Below are 17,579 nucleotides of genomic sequence, written 5' to 3' on the forward strand. Positions count from 1 at the left end.
GCTTGATTGCGCACAAGAGCGAGTGCTATGCACTGCTCTGGTTCAGCTCGAAGGCAACCTTTTTATTCCGCGAAACAAAAAGACCGCATCCGCGGTCTTTCATAAGTTATGCAACTGCGAAGCGCAGCTGCGATATTAGTGAGCGCTCACCAGGATCTTCACCTGGTTCTTCTCTTTGAGCAAGGCCTCAAAGCCTCGGTCAATAACCTCATCCAGTTTGATCCGCTGGGTGACCAGCTTATCCGCCGGGAAGAATCCTTTTTCCATCAGGCTGATGACAGCCGGGAATACATCGCGATAACCGATGATACCGGTAATATTACGTTCCTTCATCACGATGTCATTGGGCACGATGGGAGCGGAGGTTTCGAAAATGCTGACAATCATAATCTGACCGCCGATCTTCGTAGAATTGATCGCTTGATTCAGTACGGGCGGAACACCCGTCACTTCAAATGCGACATCTACCCCGCTGCCGGTCCGGCGATGAAGTTCCTCAACTACATCGTAGGCCTTCGGATCAATGACGATGGCACCCAATTCCTCGGCCTTTTGTTTACGCTCGGCAGACAGCTCCACGGCGTAAATCTCGGACGCCCCTGCTGCCTTCAATGCTTCGATGACAAGCAGACCGATCGGTCCCGCACCGAATACGACCGCCCGATCTCCTGCCTTAAGCTGGCTTTGGCGTACGGCATACAAAGCGACCGCCGAAGGCTCTACCAAAGCTCCTTGTTCATACGAGACGCTGTCCGGAATTTTATGCACCATATGCTCATCCGCAGCTACATATTCGGAGAATCCGCCGCCACCGCCGGCAAGGCCAAGAAAGCCCATTTCGTCGCACAGATTGTACTTACCTTGTCTGCAAGCCGCGCATTTTCCGCACGCAAATACAGGCTCAACAACCACGCGGTCACCAGCCTTGAATTTCGTAACGCCTTCGCCAACCTCTACCACCTGGCCGGAAAATTCATGGCCCATAACCACCGGAGCCTGTTCTCCGGTAAGGGTGTGAGGCGTATTCACAGGTATAAATATAGGTCCGGCCACGTATTCGTGGAGATCACTGCCACAAATCCCGCACCATTCAACCTTGATTTTCACTTTTCCATTCGTTGCTTGAGGCTCCGCAATCGTCTCCAAACGCAGATCCTTTACTCCATGCCAGCGCAATGCTTGCATTGTCTTCATCTCCTTATGGGTTCGAAAAAATAAAAACAAAACAGGAAACGTTTCCGAAATCAAATATGTCACAGTTTTGACAATCTGTCAAACACGATCGACTAAAATGTATGAAAAGTCATGGACAATCGACAATCAGAGTTCATCGGCTTTTCCAGGGAGCTGCAGCTACTTACACGCCAACGTCCCTCGCACCTCTTTTCTTCGTCGAGGTGTTCCATGATTTAAAGGTATTCTTAATGTTATAATATAGATATTGCTTCATTAAGATCTCAAATAAGAACAAGAACAGGAAACGTTTCCGATATAGAGAGGACCTTTTGAATATGGTGAATCCCAAAAAAGTGACGATTGAAGATGTCGCCAAACAAGCGGGCGTTGGCATTGCAACCGTGTCCCGAGCCATCAACGACACCAAGGGGATCAGTCCGAAAACGAAAGCACGGATCATGCAGGTGATCGAAGAAATCGGATTTAGTCCGGATACATCGGCTCAAAGCCTGAAGGTTCGGCAGACGAATCAAATCGCCTTGGCCGTGCCTGACATCCGAAATGCGATCATCCCGGAAATCGCCTGGTCGGTCGAACAGACCGCCAAACAGCACGGCTATCGGGTCGTTCAGATCAATACGGCCGGGAATGCCCGAAACGAGCTGGAAATCGTCAGAGATATCAAAAAACTGCACGTGGACGGCCTGATAATCATGCCGCTGGCTTATCCCAAAACACTGGGCGACCTGATTAACAAATCAAGCCTCCCCGTCTCGATTATTAATTACGGGAAACAGCTGGGAGATGAGTATAAAGCCGATATCGTCGGCCTGGCACGCCAGGAGGGCAGGCTTGTCATGGAGCATCTTCTGAAAATCGGTCGGAACCGCATTGCCTACGCGGGTGCGCCCAAAGATAAAATCGAAGAGCGGTATTGGGCATATGAGCAATCGCTGACGCAAGTCGATCCGTCTCTTGTCTATTTCGGGGAGGATTTCTCGTTTGAGACGGGGGTTCGCGCGGCGGACTATTTTTATGGCCTGAAGCATATGCCGGATGCCATCTATGCGGTTAACGATATGGTTGCCATCGGCATCGTCAACCGTTTTAAGGAACTAAAGGTGCGGGTTCCCGACGATGTGGCGGTCGTCGGCATCGATAACAATGCATGGACCACCGTCACGACGCCGCAGATCAGTTCGGTGTCCATCATGGGCGATGAAGTGGCCCGGCTTGCGACGGAATTGCTGCTGAAGCGGCTTCGCGAGCAAAAGACCGGGCAATACGAGCGCGTGCAATTCGAGCCGCGGCTCATCGTCAGGGAATCGAGCGTATCCGTGATCCGAAACGCAACAACCGACTAAGCGTGATTCGGACCCATAAAAAAAGCCCGGAACGCGATGTTCCAGGCTTTTTCCCATTTTGAATCATGGACGCTTAGTGGCTTATGGTATACAAATAATAGCCATAGTCGGTAGGCGTGCCGGGATGGCCGATTTGCCGGAGCATCGCGGTTACGTTCCCCCGATGATAGGTCCCGTGGTTAACTATATGTTGGATATAATCCAGGCAGCTGGCTCTAAAATCTCCGGACGGATAGATGGTGTCCAGATTCTCGTGCTGTTCGATAAACAACCGGAAGCGCGCCGCCAGATCGTCCATTAACTGGCCCAATTCTTCGATTCGCTTGCCTTCCGTTTCCGCAACCAGCCGATCGATCGAATCCTTCAGACTCTCCAAGTACGCAGGCGATACCTCCGTGACTCCTCCCACGTTAAAGAACGACAGCCAGCCGGAATCAATGACATAGATGTGCACCATCGTGTCATAAATGGATGGAAAAACGCTGACAATCTCCTTGCGGTATACCTCTCCTGAAAGCCCCTGCAAATATTCGCAAACCTTCCGGTTAGCCCATACGTGGTAATCGTACTGCTTCAATATCCATGTTTTCAAATCGTCGTTCCCCTTTTCATAGGCGGGGAAGCACGCAGTTTAAGGGCAATTATGCGCTAATCCCCCTATAAGTTTGCCCGTGAACGATTGTTGTCTTCATCTCGAACGCCTCCTGAAAACCTGATCCCATTCTAGCATAAATTACGTTTCCCAGGTGGTAAAATCACGGCAGGCTGCTCATGGACGCTGGAAAAACGATATGCGTTACAATAACCTGCCGGCTTCATTTGGATTCCTAAGCTTTGAACTTTTGAAAAAATCGCGGCAAAAACGAACGGTTCCTCTCCAGCATCTCATCCAGCATGGCTTCAGCGGCACTGACGGAATCGGTGAGCGGATGCGCGCTAAGAGCTAGCAGCGCCTTCTCCCTGCTGCCCGTGACCGCTGCCTCGATGGCCAGGCTCTCGTAGGTCTTCACGGCTTGGATCAGGCCGATCGCCGCAGCCGGCACTCGCTCGACAGGTACCGGCACCGCGCCGTTCTTCGTCACGACGCAGTTCACTTCGATACTGGCATCCGCCGGCAGGAAGTCCAGCGTGTCGCCGTTCATCACGTTCAATGTTTGAATCTCCCCACTATCCGTATGAATGGCCTTCATCAAATTGACAGCCGCCTCGGAGTAATAAGCGCCGCCGCGCTGCTCAAGCTGCTTCGGCTTTTCGGCAAGTTCCGGCCGCTTGTAAATCTCAAACAGCTCATCCTCAAGACGCTGGACCGTTTCGGCCCTTGTCTCGCCTCTGGCCGCGGCAGCCTGCTGCTCCTCCAGCATCTCCCGGTGGAGATAATAATATTTTAAATAATAGGATGGAATCGCGCCCATCGCCCGGATCAGCGTATCGTTCCAGGCAAGCTGCGGCACGTTGCGAGCTGAGTAGCTCCCTCCCGTTGCCAGCAGCTCCTCCAGCTTCGACACGCCATCGACCTCGATCCGGCTGATCCAGTGCAGATGATTCAATCCGGCAAACTCACAGTAGATTCGCTCGACCGGCACCTCGTAAAGCCCGGACAACCACTTGTAAGCGGCGATGGGGGAGTTGCACAAACCGATGGAGCGGATGTCGGAGTGCTTCATGACGGCTTCCGTTACCATCCCGGCGGGATTGGTGAAATTCAGCAGCCAGGCATCCGGACATAATGCCTCCATGTCCTTGCATATATCCAATAGCACCGGTATCGTACGCAGAGTCTTCATCATGCCGCCGGCTCCGGTCGTTTCCTGCCCGAGCATCCCGTATTTCAGGGGGATCGTTTCGTCCCAGCCTCTGGCCTCCAGCAGTCCGACTCGCATCTGAGTCGATACATAATGGGCATCCTTCAGTCCTTCCTGACGGTCCAAGGTCAACGTAATGCGAATCGGCAATCCGCTTCGCACAATCATCCGCCGGGCCAGACAGCCTACAATTTCAAGCTTGCGGCGGCCTTCCGGGATATCCACGAGGACGATGTCCGTCACCGGAAACGACTCATAATGACGGATGAAACCTTCAATCAGCTCGGGGGTATACGAGGATCCGCCCCCGATAACAGCAACCTTCAATCCAGTATCCATTCCACATTCCTCTCCTTCACGGCAAGCTCATGCTGCAATTGTTCATACACGGCTGTGCCCGGAACCACGCCGTTCTCATCCATTGCGAGCAGGACGGCACCCGCTGCGGGCTCAAGGGCCAAAATGCGCACCCGGCTATTCGGGGCTGCCGCAAGAACCTGAGACTCAATATACGGAACGACGTAATCCCTTTCTCCCCGGGTCAGGACGCTGCCGGCCAGCACGACATCGAAGGCGTCATTGCCCATGCCGAGCTTACGAATTACCGCGCTGGCGACCTTCCCCAGCTCCATGCCTTGCCTTTCCAATATCTCTCTTGCAGCTTCATCGGCGGGTGCGGCTTGAAACAGCAATTTCGCCAGTGTATGCGGCGCCCTTCTGCCCTCGTCCAAAAATCGGTGAAACATCTCTTCCACGCTGCCGAACCTAAGCGCATCCAGCGTTAGCGGCGTCAATGAAGTCGGCTTCTCGCGGCCTTCCCAGGAACGAACGACCGTCCGAAACACCTCGACGGCCAGGTCAGCGCCTCCGCCGAAATCGCCGAACGCATAACCGAATCCTCCGATCTGAACCTCCTCGCCTGCCGCGTTGACGCCATAACCGTTCGTCCCGCTTCCGCATATAAGGACGACGCCGTCCCTCTGTCTTGTGCCGGCTCTCATGGCAATGACGGTATCGCAGGCGATATGGTGTTTCTTGAAGCCCATGGCGCCGATCATGGGCCGCAAGATGCGGAAGTCCGCCTCGCGGTCGGCTCCCGCCAGCCCGAACGATGCGCAGGCGATGTCTTCTCGCCCGAGTCCCGCCTGTCCAAGCGCCTCTTCAACGGCCTGCCTGATGCTTGCTTCCGCACGCGCTGCGCCAAGCTGATGGTTGCCGCAGCCGCCCATTCCCTTTCCAGCGATTCGTCCTGTCCCGTCCGCCACGACGGCCAGCGTCTTGCTTCCTCCGCCGTCGACTCCCAAGTAGTAATTCAAGTATGATCTCTCCTATGATGCCCGGCTCATGAAGCCGTCCTGCCCAGCGAATGCCAGCGCATATTCCGCAAGCCCCTGAAGGAATGGACGGCTTCGCCGTGACGTTTATTTCGATGCTTTCAGCTTCTGCTTATTCTCCTGCCATTTTGCTGTTTTGTACTGTAATAGCTTGTCGTAACCCGCTTTTTGCGCATCTGCCTCTGCCTTATCCAGAAGCGAGAGCACTTCCTGATCCGAGGAGGCCGAGCTGATTGCCTTGGCTCTTGCCTGCTCATAAATTTCGAACACACGCTGCGCAATTATGCCCTCCTCGGAATCGCCTGCCGGATCGAGGTTGACGTACTCCGTCGTGTTCATCTGCGTCTTCCAGGTAATCTCCGATTGCCAATACGTTTCAAAGTTCCGCTTCTCCGGCGGCAGCGTAGATTCGAATTTCATCTTGGAATTGTCGACATACACCGTGTTGCCGTTCCACTGGAAGTTCACCGTGGCGTTCATCAACTCATCGCGCCCCTTCGCATCGCTGGTGAATTTATCGGTGAACAGCGGCATGTCCTCTTCGTCCGTCCCGTCCCAGTACAAGCCTTCAGGGCCCCACATGATCGTCCGCTGGCCCTCGGGACCGGTGAACCAATCCAGGAAAGCAAAGATAGCTTCCGGATCTTTCGCCGCTTGCGTGATGACGCTGACATTCCAGCCTAGCTGCTTGTAATCGCCCGGGAAAATCTTGTCGCGATCCAATCCTTCCTTGTGTACCGGCCATATCATGATGTAACCGGCATCAGGGTCCTGCGCCTTCAGCAGATTGTTGCCCTTGGAACCGAATTCGGTCGGGCTGGAGGCTACATAAACCGCCACGTTGCCGCTCAGAATCTTCTGCTCGACTTGCTCCAGCTTCTGCGTGAAGGCATCCTGCGTAATGAGTTTCTCGCGGTACAATCGGCTCATGTATTGAAGCAGCTCCCGATAAACGGGATCCGTGAACAGCGACACAAGTTGATCCCCCTGGGGTACGGCGATCATACTGTTAAACGTATACGGGCGGTTCTCGGCAAAAGCAGACACCATGATGTCCACGCCCGCTGCGGATTGGCCAACCTCCAGAGGAACGACACCCGGATACTTCGCCTTCACTTGCTTCAAATAGGCGTACAGATCATCCGGCGTTTCCAGTTTTGGCGATCCAAGCTCCTCGTATATCTTTTTATTGACGAGATAGCCGGCATTGCCGTTCGGCTGCGTTGTATACCAGTTCGGGAATTGATACAGCTTTCCGTCCGGCGAGCGAAGCAGATCGAGCGTGGATTCCCCGGCCCATTTTTTCAGATTTGGGTATTTATCCAGATAATCGTCGAACGGCACCAGCATGCCCTCGGCACGCAGCTTCTCGACCTCCGCGCCCCGTTCCATCCATATGACATCCGGCAGCTCCCCGGACACAATCATCGTACTGAGCTTGTTCTTGGCAACGCCGCCGGAGCTGACCGGAACTACGTTGACCTTCTTGTTCTCCTGGATCCACTTGGTTGCAAGATCCGCGCCCCAATCCGGCATCGTATACCAGTCATAGTGGCCATAGAACGAGAATTCCAGCGGCTTCTCTCCCAGCACAAAGGTATCCTCTCCGGCTGGTTTCTCATTGTTTTGCGAGCTTGGGCCTTCCTTCTCCGGGCTTGCGGCATTCCCTCCCGAACCCGAACATCCCGTTAAAGCCATGATGATGACAAGCGTGACTGACCATGCAGATAGAAGCCTTTTTCCCCTTTTTTTCATTCCAAGTGCTCCCTTCATGATTCATCTATGGTCAAAGCTGCCGCTTCAAACCCTTGGCAAGATGGCTGTTGAATTACTCCTTCAAAGAACCGATTAATACGCCCTTCACAAAATACTTCTGAACGAACGGGTATACGCACAGGATCGGGACGGTTGCCACCATCATGGTCGCCATGGACAAGGACTTGGTCGTTACGGCCTTCATCGCGCTCATCCGGCCCTGCGCCGCGGCATCCATGTTCTGCATCTGTTCCATCATGATGTTGGCATTGAGGATCTGCTGAAGCTTCGTCTGGATCGGCAGCAGATCCGTGTTGGATATGTAAATGCTTGGCGCAAACCAATCATTCCAGTGATACACGGCCGTGAACAACGACAGCGTCGCAATGACCGGTCCCGATAGCGGAAGCACGATTCGGAAGAATACGCCCCAGTTCGAGGAACCGTCGATATGGGCCGACTCCTCAAGGCCGGGCGGGATGCCCTTAAAGAACGTCCGGAATATGATCATATTCCACACGCTGATGATGCCTGGTACGACCATAACCCAGAACGAGTTCATCAGGCCCAGCTCCCGAATAAGCAAATAATTCGGAATGAGTCCGCCGCTGAAGTACATCGTCACGATGCAGGTGACCATATAAAAATTCCGGCCCATCAACTCGCGTTTAGATATGCCATAAGCGAATATGGCGGTTGCTGCAATGGAGAGAAAAGTACCGGTCACCGTACGGAGCACCGAGATGACGAACCCGTCAATGAGGCGCTCGTCCTTGAACACTACGCGGTAATTCTCCAGCGTAAATTCGCGCGGCCAGAACGTAATGCCGCCCTGCATCGTGTCGGTCCCCGAGTTAAACGAGATGACGGCAGCGTTCCAGAATGGGTACAGCGCGATAAATGCCAGCAATGCCAAAGAGCCGTAGATGAACCCAACGAATACCCGATCTCCGTTTGACAGCCTCATATGCATCTCTCCCCTTTCTGCCCTACCATAGGCTGTTCCCCGACCGTCGGGCCCAGTAGTTGGCTCCGGCCAACAACAATACGCTGATGATCGCCTTGAATAGACCCGCCGCCGTAGCGTAGGAGAATCGGCTGTTCTGAATGCCAATCCGGTAGACGTACGTGTCCAGCACGTCGCTGACATCCCGCAATACCGGATTACCAGCCAGCAGCAAAATGTCCTCAAAGCCGGCATTCAGGAAGTTGCCGATCGCCAAAATCGAGAACACAACGATGATCGGCATAATGGACGGAATAGTGATGGAGATGATCTGCTTCAGACGGCTCGCACCGTCAATTGAAGCCGCTTCATACAGTTGGGGATTAATGCCCGCAATGGCCGCCAAATACACAATGGAGGAAAAACCGATCTCCTTCCACACATTCGTTACCGTCAGGATGCTCCAGAAGTACTTCGGCTCCGATAGAAAATTGATCGGTTCATCGATCAGGCTCAGCTTCTGCAGCAGAATGTTCAGACTGCCGTTGTCCGTGGACAGAATGGAGATCGCAAAGCCCGAGACGATGACCCACGACAAGAAGTGAGGCAGATAGCTGATCGTCTGGACGATCCGTTTGAAGGAATGCCTCCCAACCTCATTGAGCATCAGTGCGAGCAGAATCGGTGCAGGAAACCCGATGCACAGCTTCAGCAGGCTGATGACCAAGGTGTTCCGCATAATGGTCCAGAACTCCGGCGCCCCAAAAAACATCTCAAAATGCTTGAAGCCGACCCACGGGCTGTTCAGAAACCCCTTGAACAGACTGTAGTCCTGAAACGCCATGAGTACCCCGTACATGGGAATGTAGCTGAAAACCAGAATGAACATCATGGCCGGAAGCACCATCAGCTGTATATCCCATTGCTTCAGAAAGCGGCGCAAGCGGCCTTTCTTCACATGTGTCTCCGTCCTGCTGCCGATCCCGATTTGCGGCATGGGCATCTCCCCCTTTTTATTTTGTGTTAGGTTTATTGACACATTCTTGAGATGCTTGCCATTTTATTGTATCGCCTGACCAGGCTCATTTCTCTGCTAAAACAAGCAAAAACCAGCACTATTTCACTGGTTTTTAGGAATGCTGCTTTTGTGAAGCCTTCGGCGTCATGCCGATGTGCTTTTTGAACAGACGATTAAAATTGGTCAGCGTGCGGAAGCCGCATTCCAGGGCGACGTCCATCACTTTCATATGGCCTCCTTCCAGCATCGTGACCGCCTGCTCCAGCCGAATGTGGATCAGGTACAAGAGGGGCGGCATGCCGACCGCACGCTTGAATATTTCGCTGAACCTGGAAGGACTGAGATAGACCAGGGAAGCCAACTCCTCCAGCGTCCAGGGGTGGGCGAAATTTTGCTCCATCACCATGATGACTTGACGCATTTTCTCCAGCTGCCGTTCGCTGATGCTGGGTTCGCTTCCGCCTTCCCCTTCGATCCGGCACTGCCGGTTTACGGTGGCAAGAAATTGGAGCAGAAGCGAGTATACTACCGTAGCGTAAGACCGCTGTTCCCCCACATGCTCCTCCTGCAGCTCAAACAGCAGCGAACGCAGCTTCCCCATGGCCGGATGGTCGCGGGGGATCAGGTTCATGTAATGCTTGCCCATCTCGCGAAACGGGCTGAACAGCTCCGGATCGAACCGGAGGTTATGGATAAACCAAGTCGAATCAAAAGAAATGACGGTCATGACAAGATCCTTCGTCTCGTAAGCGCAGTGAAGATCATTCGAGTTGATGAGCAGTACATCCCCTTGCTGGAATTCAAATTTTTGCCCGTTGATGATGTAGTAACCCATACCGGATTTGATGTAATTTATCTCCAGCACGTTGTGCCAATGAAGCTTCTGATAGGGGCTGGTCACGCCAATCGTATCGGCGACAAAAATCGGATAATTCTTGGCTAATATTACTTTTTCCTTCGGTATCGCTTCTTCCCGCATGATCGATGGCATGATAAATCCCTCCATAACCGATATTTTCTTGTAAGCGTTGCATCCATACATTTGTTGTAAAAAACTCTACCATCTATATTTCATAGTTGTAAATAAAAAGCTGCCCCAAATGTCATTTCTGACCTGGGACAGCTTGTTGGTGCGATGATTCCAGAACAATAAGCGGATGCTAATCAAAGAAACTCCAACATACCTGATAAAATCATCTGCCGAATACCCGATAAATTAGTTGGCCGGCGTGAATTTGATCCAGTCATAGTACGCGCGTACCGGCGAACCCGGGTAATTGAATGTTCCGGTCCATATCTCAGCCGGTCCCGATCCTGACCACAGATTAACCATGATATGGCCCGGACTCGTCGGAAGCGCCCCGCGGGAGCCATTCTCCGTATGAACCAGTTGGCCGTCTACGTACCACTTGATGGACGAGGGTGACCATTCGAACGCATAATTATGGAAATCGAGCGACGCATCAAACCCCAAATTAATGATGGTGCTGTGCTGGCCTACGCCATTGGTAAAATAATTCGTTTCCATCTTCGTGGTGTCCTTCCCCAGGATTTCAATATCGATTTCGTCATTGGACGTGCCTGTGGCTTGACCGGAATACGTAAAGAGGCTCGTCACCAAGCCCGTTCCCTTAGCCGCTTTGATCCGCGCTTCAACCCGGCCATAGCCGTACTTCAGATGTGTCGCATATTCACCGGAAGCGTAGGATTTGCCCGAGCAACTCGCAGGGCATCCCGCATTGTCAAGCCGTAAAGCCATAATTCCGTTAGAGAACTCCTGGTTTGCCGCCTTCCAGCCCACCCCGAAATCCGGGCCATTCGCCCATCCATCGGAAGTATAAAACAGATTAGGGTTCGTGCCGTTCAACGGCTCATTAAATGCAACGTTGGCAGCCGACGCTTGAATCGGTACCAACAATCCGCATAACAAGCTGCCAGCCATAAGCATTGTCGTCATTTTCTTTCTGAACACACTTAGCTTTTTCATGAATAACACCTCTTTCTTGAAATGTAATAAACGGAAAAAAGCTCGAAGATCCCGTGCTGCTCATCCCCCTGACCGCTCGATCCCTCCCTTCATCTCATAGCCGTGTGACCACCAAGAATGGTTGATCCATTCTATCCTACACGCAAATCATTTGGAAATCTTAGCCATTTCAAGGATAAAACGACACTATTTAACGGTCCTTGCTGCCTTGCCAAGCAAAAAAGGACTGCAACGGGCCTTATGCTCCACCCTGTCACAGTCTTGTTATCCTACCCGTCTGATTCACTATATGGGTACCGGCACGTGCTGCTGCCGATACGAGCTAGGCGACGTTCGGTAATATTTAGCGAACGCTCTCGAGAACGTGTGGAGGTTGGAATATCCCAGCGAAAAAGCAGCCTCCGTCACGGACACATCGGTTTCGGTCAGCAGCACCGCTGCCCGCTCCATCCGCAGCTTCATTAAATAATGACTCGGACTGATACCATACGCCCGAATAAACTCACAATACAGATGCGTCCGGTGTACGCCGGCATACTCGACGACATCCGTGACCGTGATCCCCTCCATGTAATGGGAATCCATATAATGAACGCTTTGCTCGAGCCAGTTCGATTTACTCCCTCTTTTGACCGTGGCGGCAGCCAGCAGTTCAAACAGCTGATATAACCATTTCTGTCGCCCAAATTCGTTGCCAATGGTATCGTCATCCACACACCCGTATATTTGATTCAACACCGCCTGCAGCTCCCCCTTCATCACGGCAAACATAAAGGGCTTGCCCGGATGTAACCCGATCCGGGTCAATGCACTGTCGGTTAATTCTCCATCCAGGACGACCCACTGCGTACGCAGCGACGGCTCCGAATGGCGATTCGGTTCCCAGTAACTGAACCTCGTATGAGGGAACAGGCAAAAGACGTCCCCTTCCGACAAAGTGACCTCCTCATCCCCGTAAGCCAGTGAGATCTTTCCGCTTAGAACAAAATGCAGCGAATAGTTTTCGGATACTTTGGGGCCCACGTAATAATGGGGTTTTGCCGTGCTGCGGCCTGTACGGAGAATCCAGATTCCGCCCTTTCTTTCCATATCCGACGGTATGCAGTACTTCATTTCGGCATACTCAAAGGCCAACTCCTTCACATGATATCCCTCCCTCACAAAAAAAGAATGTTTCCAGCTACCGTGGAACCCTGGCAGTTACGCCTGCCTTCATCAGGTAAAAAACAACAAAAAGACACAGCCCATGGCTGTGCCTCCAGTGATCTGGTCGACAAACCCTCCGTATGTTACCTAGGTTGACGTTGCCCTGCGTGAGACGCAGGCTCTTCAGCTTTACACGTTCCCAATCGACACCGGATTGTCCTTATGGCTGATCCAATCACTCCAGCTGCCTGCATACAGCTTCACCTTACCGTATCCGGCTTCCTGCAAAGCCAGCACGTTCGGGCACGCGGACAGCCCGGAGCCGCAATACACAATCACTTCATCCTCGGGAGATATTCCGGCAAAACGTTCCCGCTGCCGCTCTGCTCCCTTCCATGTACCGTCCTCGTCCATCCCGTCCTTCCAAAAGGCGTGCACCGCCCCCGGAATATGTCCGGCCACCGGATCCAGCGGCGCCGTTTCTCCCGTGAACTGCTTCCAGTCCCTTGAATCGAGCAGGGTCACGCCGGATGCGCCAAGCTTTGCCCTCACCTCGTTCACATCAGCCAGCCAATCCTCCTGGACACTTGCCTGGAATACACGCGGAGTTACCTCGCTCTTCTTCGATGTAAGCGGATATCCGGCTGACTTCCAGCTTGCGAATCCTCCATCCAATATATATGCCGACCCATGGCCCAGGTATTTCAAAATCCACCATAACCGAGCTCCTTCCGGCCGAAGGTCATCGTCATAGACAACGACAGGCGTACTCGCATCGATTCCGAGATTGCCGAATCGCCGGGCCAGCTCATCCGGTTGCGGCAGCGGACTCCGGCCGCCATGCTCGCCTGGCGGATCCATCAGATCCCTTTTCAAATCAACAAATACGGCGCCGGGCACATGCTCATACTGGTAAGCCTCAAAGCCGTAACCCGGATCGCCCGGGCTGAATCGGACATCCGCGATAACCAGCTGACCCGGGTTCGACTGCAGCTGTTCCAGCACCCATTCCTTGCTTACGACATTTGACAATAGCTTCACATCCCTTCTGATTTCCAGCGGCTGTTTTTAAATAGTAAATTCCAAATCCGCTTCCGTCTTCACATCATAAATCGCGGAGTAGATATCGTTCTGAATCTTCAGCAGACTGGCATCCTCCCGCTTGCGTGGACGCTCATGGGGAACGTCGAAAATATGGTGAATTCGCCCGGGACGCGGGGACAACAGGACGACTCGGTCTGCGAGAAAAACAGCTTCGGATACGTCATGGGTCACAAATACCACCGTCTTCTTCTCCTCCTGCCATATGCGGAGCAGATCTAACTGAAGCTGAAGCCGGGTAAGATGATCCACCGCGCCAAAAGGCTCGTCCATCAGGAGGATGTTCGGACTACTCACGAGTGCCCTTGCGATCCCTGCGCGCTGCCGCATGCCTCCCGACAGATGATGGGGATATTTTGAACCGAATCCCTGGAGACCGACCATATTCAGATATTTGTCTACGAGCGTTTGCCGCTCCGTCTTTTTCATGCCGCCCAGCTCCAGCCCGAGACCCACGTTCTGTGAAATCGTCCGCCACGGGTACAGGGATGCATCCTGGAATACAACCCCCGAGCTCCGGGTGGGTCCCTTAACCTTCGCGCCATCCAGCAAAATCTCGCCTTCCGTCGGGAGCTGCAACCCCGCCAGCAGTTCGAGCAGCGTGCTTTTCCCGCAGCCGCTCGGCCCAAGGATGCACAGGAATTCGCCGTCCCGGACCTGCAAATTGATATGTTGAAGCGTGATCGTAGGAAGATCACCGTCATATACCTTCGAGACATTTTTCACCGTAAAGCCAGACATAGGAAGGCCTCCTGCCACACTTTATTTTGTCGGAATAAATCTGAGGTCCAGAATGTCCTCCACCTTGTAGATCTCATCCTGGAAGCCCAATTCCTTCTGAATCTGCTGGGTGTCGTTCAGCGCATTGATGTCCACGTCCGGATTGTTCTCCCACAGCACCTCTTCACGCTCGAGCGCCAGATCCAGCACCTCGGGATCGATCTCGATATTTTTCAGATAGTAAGCCTTGTACTCTTCCGGATGGCTCTTCGCATATTCCTGGGATTTGAAATAGGCCCGCAGCAGCTTCTCGACCAATTCCGGTTTCTCATCCAGAATACCGTCGCGCGCCGCCAGCACACCGGTGTGGAAGGTCGGCAGGTAATCCCATCCTGTAGCGATGATATGGCCTTTCCCCTGCTTTTCCGCAAGAGAAGCGAACGGCTCATGGATGATGGTGGCGTCGACCTGCCCGGTTTCCAGACTCGCGTAAGCCGCCTGATGCGTGCTGTTGGCAATGAAGGTCACATCCTCCGGCTCCAACCCATGTTCCTTCAGGATGACCTGCGTATACACCTCCAGCCCGCTGCCGAACACGGCGATGCCCACCTTCTTGCCCTTCAGGTCTTCCACGCTCTTTATCTCCGGCGAGGCAATCAGATAGAACGGCCCCTTGGTCCGGAACATGGAGGAGACGATTTTGACGGGAGCGCCCTTGCCCGCAGCCACAATCGCCGTCGTCGTGGCCACGTCAACCACGTCAATGTCCTTGCTGGTCAGACCGGCAATCGGGTCCTTGGTGGTGATAAATTCGACGTCAAGCCCTTCCTCCTCAAAGAATCCCTTCTCCGCCCCGAAGGACACCGCCAATCCACTGACGCCGCTAAGCGGGGCGTACCGGATCTTCTCCAGCTTGGTGCCTGCCGCGCTTTCTCCGTCTCCGGTGGACGATGCTGCTCCCTTGCCGCTATCTTGACCGCTTGCGCAGCCGGCCGTCATGGCGATCAGCCATATCGCCGCAAGAGCTATAAGGTATGGACGTATTTCTCTTCTGTTCATATGGATCTCTCCCCCTGTAAGTGAAGCTTTTTCTGATGAACTATGATGATTTCCATTTCAAGAACACATTGCGCTCCAACAAATCGATGAATGAAATAATAAGTACGGATACAACGGTAACCAGCGCTACGATAGCAAAGGCCTGCGCGGTATTATACAGCGATGTCGCCTTCACGAGAATATTCCCAAGGCCATCCTTCGACGCGAGCATCTCCCCAAACAGAGCCCCGACCAGTCCGGTTGCAGCCGATAGGCGCAGACCCGCAAAAATGGTTGGCGAAGCCGATGGCAAAATCACTTTCATGATGGTCTGGTACCGCGTGGCCTCGAATACTTGGGCGACCTTCAGATGATTGTCCGCCGTCTGTTTGATGCCGGTCATCGTATTGACCGTGATCGTAAAGAAACAGAACAGAAACACAATCGATATTTTATGCGTGACCCCGATCCCGAGCCAAAGCGCAAGCAGCGGCACAATCGTGACTTTCGGAATCGCCATCAGCGCCGAGAGATACGGCCGGAAGAACTGCTCCGCCCAAGGGATCAGCACCAGAGCCATGCCGACGGCCAAACCGCCAAGGGCGGCAATGCCGTAGCCCGCAACGAATTCGGCCAGGGTGACATACAGATGCTTCCAAATCTCCCCGTCGCCGAACAGTTTGAACAGCTCTCGGAATACCTGGGAAGGTGCGGGCAGGTACAGGCTGCTGACGGTTTCCGTACGAACCAGAAGCTCGCAGATGACCAGTATAATCAGCAGCAAAACCGCCTGCCCTGCCCAGATGCCGCGGAATTTCTTGGCTTTCCTCGTTCCCATCAGGCTCACCCCTTCGCAATCAGATCATAGCGGTTCCCGGGGCGGCTCAATCCCAAGTGCTCCCGGAAGGTGCTGCCTTCATATTCGGTACGGAACAAGCCCCGACGCTGAAGCTCGGGGACAACCAACTCCAGGAACAAATCCAGTCCACCCGGCATATAAGGCGGGCACACATTGAATCCGTCAGCCGCTTCATCCCGGAACCATTCCTCGATGATATCCGCCACTTGCGTCGCGCTGCCGACAACAAGCAGATGCCCGCGGACCGTCACGGTGAAGAAATAGAACAGATCCCTGACCGTAATATCCTCGCGCCCGTTGGCCCCTCTGGCCAAGTCGGCCCATTGCAGTGCCGTTTCCGAAGCGGATACATCCGGCAGCGGATCCTCCAGGGAATATCCCCTTAGATCGATCCCGATCTTATCCGACAGCGGACCCAGATCGTAATCGGTCACAACCAGTTCATTCAGCTCCGCATATTTGGCCCGTGCGTCTTCCTCCGTCCGGCCCACGATCGGAACCAGCCCCGGCAGGACCTTCAAATCCGAATCCTCCCTTCCATACTCCGCCAGACGGCCTTTCACTTCCTTGAAAAATTTCACGGCGACTTCCTTCACATTCGTTCCGGTGAAGACCATGTCGGAATATTTGGCCGCCAGCATTTGACTGCGCAGGGAGGTTCCCGCCGTGATTAGGGGTAGCTGCCCCTGAATCGGGCGCAGAATGTTCAGCGGCCCGGCGACGGAGAAGTGCTCGCCGACATGGTCCAGCGTGTGCACCTTGCTTCCGTCGGCGAACACGCCGCTTGCTTTGTCCCGCGGAAGAGAGTCATCCTCCCAGGTGTCCCACAGCCCGCTCACAACTTCGATAAATTCCTCGGCGTAGTCGTACCGCTTGGCGTTATCCCAATGCTTCTCCCGGCTGAAATTCAGTGCGGCCCGCGGATCGGAGCCTGTCACGACATTCCATGAGGCCCGGCCCTGGCTAAGATGATCCAGCGATGCCGTGAAGCGGGCGATGTTGTAAGGCTCGGCATAGGTGGTGTTCACCGTGCCGATCAAACCGATTTTATCCGTTGCCGCAGCCAGATAGGACAGCATCGTAAACGGCTCCAGCCGCGTCATTTGGGAAGGGAATAAATGCTGCATATCGGCGCTCGTGGCCAACCGGTCCCCCAAGAAGAAGAAATCAAACTTGGCCTGCTCGAGTTTCTGGGCAACCTCCTTCAGGAATTGGGGATCGTAAGCCCCGTCCGTCTTGCCTTCGGGCAGTCTCCAGCCCGCTGGATGATAGCCTGTCCCGAATAAAAACAATCCAAGATGCAATTGACGACGTTTTAAACTCATGGTTGTGT

At 53.6% G+C, this 17,579-nt stretch carries 16 protein-coding genes; 1 reads left to right on the forward strand and 15 read right to left on the reverse strand.

Annotated features, from left to right (window positions below; translation table 11 throughout):
- Positions 1-135: 135 nt before the first annotated feature.
- The gene (locus PAEVO_RS18530; RefSeq protein ID WP_100538874.1) at positions 136-1,185 is read right to left on the reverse strand and encodes a 2,3-butanediol dehydrogenase; all 1,050 of its coding nucleotides are present in this window, start codon (positions 1,183-1,185) and stop codon (positions 136-138) included.
- Between the two features lie 326 nt (positions 1,186-1,511).
- On the opposite strand from PAEVO_RS18530, the gene PAEVO_RS18535 reads away from it, so the two are divergent.
- Entirely contained in the window at positions 1,512-2,540 is a 1,029-nt protein-coding gene (locus PAEVO_RS18535) for a LacI family DNA-binding transcriptional regulator (RefSeq protein WP_100538875.1), read from the forward strand.
- A 73-nt stretch (positions 2,541-2,613) separates the two neighbouring features.
- On the opposite strand, the gene PAEVO_RS18540 is transcribed toward PAEVO_RS18535, so the two are convergent.
- The 14 genes from PAEVO_RS18540 to PAEVO_RS18605 all read right to left on the reverse strand — a co-directional run bounded on the left by PAEVO_RS18540 (position 2,614) and on the right by PAEVO_RS18605 (position 17,571).
- Positions 2,614-3,132: a DinB family protein gene (locus tag PAEVO_RS18540; RefSeq protein WP_100538876.1), complete on the reverse strand. Its 519-nt coding sequence runs from the start codon at positions 3,130-3,132 to the stop codon at positions 2,614-2,616.
- Positions 3,133-3,367: 235 nt separating this feature from the next.
- Entirely contained in the window at positions 3,368-4,681 is a 1,314-nt protein-coding gene (locus PAEVO_RS18545) for a 6-phospho-beta-glucosidase (RefSeq protein WP_100538877.1), read from the reverse strand.
- Positions 4,666-5,658, reverse strand: a complete 993-nt coding sequence (locus tag PAEVO_RS18550) for an N-acetylglucosamine kinase (protein ID WP_100538878.1) — start codon at positions 5,656-5,658, stop codon at positions 4,666-4,668. The genes PAEVO_RS18545 and PAEVO_RS18550 overlap by 16 nt, the downstream gene beginning before the upstream one ends.
- Before the next feature lie 105 nt (positions 5,659-5,763).
- Positions 5,764-7,431 carry an extracellular solute-binding protein gene (locus PAEVO_RS18555; RefSeq protein ID WP_100538879.1) on the reverse strand — a complete coding sequence of 556 codons (1,668 nt, stop codon included), beginning with the start codon at positions 7,429-7,431 and terminating at the stop codon, positions 5,764-5,766.
- Between the two features lie 73 nt (positions 7,432-7,504).
- Positions 7,505-8,398, reverse strand: a complete 894-nt coding sequence (locus PAEVO_RS18560; RefSeq protein WP_100538880.1) for a carbohydrate ABC transporter permease — start codon at positions 8,396-8,398, stop codon at positions 7,505-7,507.
- Between the two features lie 22 nt (positions 8,399-8,420).
- Positions 8,421-9,374 (reverse strand): ABC transporter permease, encoded by a 954-nt coding sequence (locus tag PAEVO_RS18565; RefSeq protein WP_100538881.1) that lies wholly within the window; start codon positions 9,372-9,374, stop codon positions 8,421-8,423.
- Positions 9,375-9,507: 133 nt separating this feature from the next.
- The gene (locus PAEVO_RS18570) at positions 9,508-10,386 is read right to left on the reverse strand and encodes an AraC family transcriptional regulator (protein WP_015737064.1); all 879 of its coding nucleotides are present in this window, start codon (positions 10,384-10,386) and stop codon (positions 9,508-9,510) included.
- 225 nt (positions 10,387-10,611) lie between these two features.
- Complete coding sequence (gene bglS, locus PAEVO_RS18575) at positions 10,612-11,382, reverse strand: beta-glucanase (RefSeq protein ID WP_100538883.1); 771 nt, start codon at positions 11,380-11,382, stop codon at positions 10,612-10,614.
- Between the two features lie 285 nt (positions 11,383-11,667).
- Positions 11,668-12,525, reverse strand: coding sequence for a helix-turn-helix transcriptional regulator (locus PAEVO_RS18580; RefSeq protein WP_100538884.1), 858 nt, complete (start codon positions 12,523-12,525; stop codon positions 11,668-11,670).
- A 192-nt stretch (positions 12,526-12,717) separates the two neighbouring features.
- Positions 12,718-13,560 carry a sulfurtransferase gene (locus PAEVO_RS18585; RefSeq protein WP_100538885.1) on the reverse strand — a complete coding sequence of 281 codons (843 nt, stop codon included), beginning with the start codon at positions 13,558-13,560 and terminating at the stop codon, positions 12,718-12,720.
- Positions 13,561-13,596: 36 nt separating this feature from the next.
- Positions 13,597-14,370 carry an ABC transporter ATP-binding protein gene (locus tag PAEVO_RS18590; protein WP_100538886.1) on the reverse strand — a complete coding sequence of 258 codons (774 nt, stop codon included), beginning with the start codon at positions 14,368-14,370 and terminating at the stop codon, positions 13,597-13,599.
- Positions 14,371-14,391: 21 nt separating this feature from the next.
- Positions 14,392-15,408, reverse strand: a complete 1,017-nt coding sequence (locus PAEVO_RS18595) for an ABC transporter substrate-binding protein (protein WP_100538887.1) — start codon at positions 15,406-15,408, stop codon at positions 14,392-14,394.
- Between the two features lie 40 nt (positions 15,409-15,448).
- Positions 15,449-16,225 carry an ABC transporter permease gene (locus PAEVO_RS18600; protein ID WP_100538888.1) on the reverse strand — a complete coding sequence of 259 codons (777 nt, stop codon included), beginning with the start codon at positions 16,223-16,225 and terminating at the stop codon, positions 15,449-15,451.
- A 5-nt stretch (positions 16,226-16,230) separates the two neighbouring features.
- Positions 16,231-17,571 (reverse strand): LLM class flavin-dependent oxidoreductase, encoded by a 1,341-nt coding sequence (locus PAEVO_RS18605; RefSeq protein WP_100538889.1) that lies wholly within the window; start codon positions 17,569-17,571, stop codon positions 16,231-16,233.
- Between the last annotated feature and the right edge of the window lie 8 nt (positions 17,572-17,579).

The organism is Paenibacillus sp. GM2FR, assembly GCF_002803325.1.
In the GTDB taxonomy this organism is placed as follows: Bacteria; Bacillota; Bacilli; order Paenibacillales; family Paenibacillaceae; genus Paenibacillus_AQ; species Paenibacillus_AQ lautus.

What these genes read in the sequence shown, in the direction of transcription:
- PAEVO_RS18555 (WP_100538879.1), bottom strand. Translation starts at nt 7,431, where the DNA reads ATGAAAAAAAGGGGAAAAAGGCTTCTATCTGCATGGTCAGTCACGCTT.
- PAEVO_RS18600 (WP_100538888.1), bottom strand. Translation starts at nt 16,225, where the DNA reads ATGGGAACGAGGAAAGCCAAGAAATTCCGCGGCATCTGGGCAGGGCAG.
- PAEVO_RS18565 (WP_100538881.1), bottom strand. Translation starts at nt 9,374, where the DNA reads ATGCCGCAAATCGGGATCGGCAGCAGGACGGAGACACATGTGAAGAAA.
- PAEVO_RS18530 (WP_100538874.1), bottom strand. Translation starts at nt 1,185, where the DNA reads ATGCAAGCATTGCGCTGGCATGGAGTAAAGGATCTGCGTTTGGAGACG.
- PAEVO_RS18570 (WP_015737064.1), bottom strand. Translation starts at nt 10,386, where the DNA reads ATGCCATCGATCATGCGGGAAGAAGCGATACCGAAGGAAAAAGTAATA.
- bglS (WP_100538883.1), bottom strand. Translation starts at nt 11,382, where the DNA reads ATGAAAAAGCTAAGTGTGTTCAGAAAGAAAATGACGACAATGCTTATG.
- PAEVO_RS18535 (WP_100538875.1), top strand. Translation starts at nt 1,512, where the DNA reads ATGGTGAATCCCAAAAAAGTGACGATTGAAGATGTCGCCAAACAAGCG.
- PAEVO_RS18590 (WP_100538886.1), bottom strand. Translation starts at nt 14,370, where the DNA reads ATGTCTGGCTTTACGGTGAAAAATGTCTCGAAGGTATATGACGGTGAT.
- PAEVO_RS18560 (WP_100538880.1), bottom strand. Translation starts at nt 8,398, where the DNA reads ATGAGGCTGTCAAACGGAGATCGGGTATTCGTTGGGTTCATCTACGGC.
- PAEVO_RS18545 (WP_100538877.1), bottom strand. Translation starts at nt 4,681, where the DNA reads ATGGATACTGGATTGAAGGTTGCTGTTATCGGGGGCGGATCCTCGTAT.
- PAEVO_RS18605 (WP_100538889.1), bottom strand. Translation starts at nt 17,571, where the DNA reads ATGAGTTTAAAACGTCGTCAATTGCATCTTGGATTGTTTTTATTCGGG.
- PAEVO_RS18595 (WP_100538887.1), bottom strand. Translation starts at nt 15,408, where the DNA reads ATGAACAGAAGAGAAATACGTCCATACCTTATAGCTCTTGCGGCGATA.